Source organism: Frankia sp. AiPs1, from assembly GCF_023716945.1.
Classification (GTDB): Bacteria; Actinomycetota; Actinomycetes; order Frankiales; family Frankiaceae; genus Frankia.
Map to the genome: position 1 here is coordinate 1 of NZ_JAMQQF010000760.1, position 2,254 is coordinate 2,254.

Here is a 2,254-nt window from a genome sequence, read left to right on the forward strand (position 1 = left end):
TCGGCGAACCGCTCCCGGCGGCGGGCGACGACCCGGGCGACGGCGCCGAAGGCGGGCGCGCTCGGGCCGCCGGTGCCGAGCCCGAGCTGCAGGCGACCGCCGCTGAGCGCGTCGAGGACGGCGGCGTCCTCGGCGAGGCGAATCGGGTCCTCCAGCGGCAGCACCACGACCGCGGTGCCCAGCTCGATGCGCCGGGTCGCCTGGGCGGCCGCGGCGAGCAGCAGCAACGGCGACGGCAGCCGGCCGTAGTCGGGGGAGAAATGGTGCTGGGCGAGCCAGCCGCCGTCGAACCCGAGCTCCTCGGCGGCGACGAACAGCTCCACCAGCTCGCGGTAGACGGCGCGGACCGGCCGTCCGCGGCCGTGCACATGGGTCAGGAAACCCAGCCTGAACGGGCCGGGTCCGACGGGTTCAGTCATTGCGTCCTCCCTGGTCGAACCTCATCGACTACCGGGGCCCACCAGCATGCGCCGGCCAGGGCGGCGGCAGCCGTGGCACGGCCGCGAGCAGCGCCCTGGTGTACGGATGGGCCGGCCGAGACAGCACGTCGCCGGTCGCACCCTGCTCGACCAGCGTGCCGCCGCGCATGACGGCAATCTGATCGCAGAGCCGGGCGACCACGCCCAGATCGTGGGAGACGAGCACGAGGCCCAGACGGTGGCGCTGGACGAGCTGGCCGAGCAGGTCGAGGATCTGGGCGCGGACGGCGACGTCCAGGGCGCTGACCGGCTCGTCGCCGACGAGCACCCGCGGGCGGGGCGCCAGCGCCCGGGCGATGGCGATGCGCTGGCGCTGGCCGCCGGAGAACTCGTGCGGGTAGCGCCCGCGGACGTCGGGGTCGAGGTCGACGGCCCGCAGCACCTCGTCGACCCGCTCGCCGTGGTCGCCGGGAATGCCGAGGCAGGCCAGCGGTTCCGCGACGGCCGCGCCGACGGTCATCCGCGGGTCGAGCGAACCGGCCGGATCCTGGAAGACGACCTGGACCTCGCGGCGGAACCCGCGCAGCGAGCGGGGACGCCCGGCGACGACCGGCCGGCCCCGGTAGCGGACGGTGCCGGCGTCGGGGCGGTCCAGTCCGAGGAGCAGGCGGACGAGGGTCGACTTGCCCGACCCGGACTCGCCGACGATCCCGAGCGCCGCCCCGTCGGCGAGGCGCAGGGTCACGTCGCGCACGGCGTGGCGGACGCCGGGCGGGCCGAACGGCGACGTCCGCGGCAGGCGGTAGCTACGCCCGAGCCCGGTGGCCTCGAACAGCGGCTCGGCGGCGCCGATCGACGGCCCGGCGGGCTCGAACGACGACCCGGTGGTCACGCGACCGTCCCCGAGGTCGCCTCGGACGCCGGGCTCGGCACGTCGGACCCGCGGACGGCCGGCGCCACCGCGGCGCCGGCGGGGAGATCCCACTGGGTCAGCCGCGCCGCCGCGAGTAGTGCGCGGGTGTACGGGTCGGCGGGGGCGCGCAGCACGTCGTCGGTCGCGCCGGTCTCCACGACCCGACCGCGGCGCAGCACGGCGAGTCGGCGGGTGACGGCCGCGACCACCGCGAGGTCGTGCGTGATGAACAGCAGCGCGGTGCCGGCGTCGGCGACGAGCCGGCCGAGCAGGGCGAGGATCTCGGACTGGACGGTGACGTCGAGCGCCGTCGTCGGCTCGTCCGCGATCAGCAGCGCCGGCCGGCAGGCCAGCGCCGCGGCGATGCAGACCCGCTGGCGCTGGCCGCCGGAAAGCTCGTGCGGGTAGGACCGGACGAGCCGCTGCGGGTCCGGCAGCCCGACCGTCGCGGCGAGTTCCACCGCGGCCCGCGCCGCCGCCTGGCGGGAGTATCCGCGGTGCAGCCGCAGTGGTTCGGAGATCTGGCGGCCGACCCGCATCAGCGGGTTCAACGCCGTCGACGGCTCCTGGAAGATCATCGCAAGGTCCCGGCCGCGCAGCCGGGACAGCTCCCGGTCCGAGCCGCCGAGCAGCTCGCGGCCCTGCAGGCGGACGCTGCCGGTGACGCCCGCCCCCGCCGGGAGCAGGCCGAGCACGGCCAGCGCGGTCAGCGACTTGCCCGACCCGGACTCGCCGATGAGCCCCACCTGTTCGCCCGCCCCCAGGGCGAAGCTGACGCCGTCCACCACGTCGACGCCGCCGAGACGCACCCGCAGGTCGGTCACCGCCAGCACCGCCGCGCCGGTCGTCATGTCCGGCCCTCCCCGCGGACCCGCGGCCATCGCGTTCGCGGGGCGGACCGGGCCGTCAGCGCCGTCGGGGC

3 protein-coding genes are annotated in these 2,254 nt (G+C 76.8%); all 3 read right to left on the bottom strand.

Annotated elements, in window-relative coordinates; translation table 11 throughout:
* The coding region (locus tag ND748_RS30355) for an LLM class flavin-dependent oxidoreductase (protein ID WP_251749685.1) at nucleotides 1-419 on the bottom strand (419 nt) is incomplete at its 3' end.
* Between the two features lie 28 nt (nucleotides 420-447).
* A complete protein-coding gene (locus tag ND748_RS30360) occupies nucleotides 448-1,311 on the bottom strand; it encodes an ABC transporter ATP-binding protein (RefSeq protein WP_251749687.1) in 864 nt (287 codons plus the stop codon).
* Nucleotides 1,308-2,183 carry an ATP-binding cassette domain-containing protein gene (locus ND748_RS30365; protein ID WP_374216076.1) on the bottom strand — a complete coding sequence of 292 codons (876 nt, stop codon included), beginning with the start codon at nucleotides 2,181-2,183 and terminating at the stop codon, nucleotides 1,308-1,310. Before ND748_RS30365 ends, ND748_RS30360 begins: the two co-directional genes overlap by 4 nt.
* Between the last annotated feature and the right edge of the window lie 71 nt (nucleotides 2,184-2,254).

Excerpts from the sequence above, each read along its gene's own strand:
- ND748_RS30365 (WP_374216076.1), bottom strand. The coding sequence starts at position 2,183 with ATGACGACCGGCGCGGCGGTGCTGGCGGTGACCGACCTGCGGGTGCGT.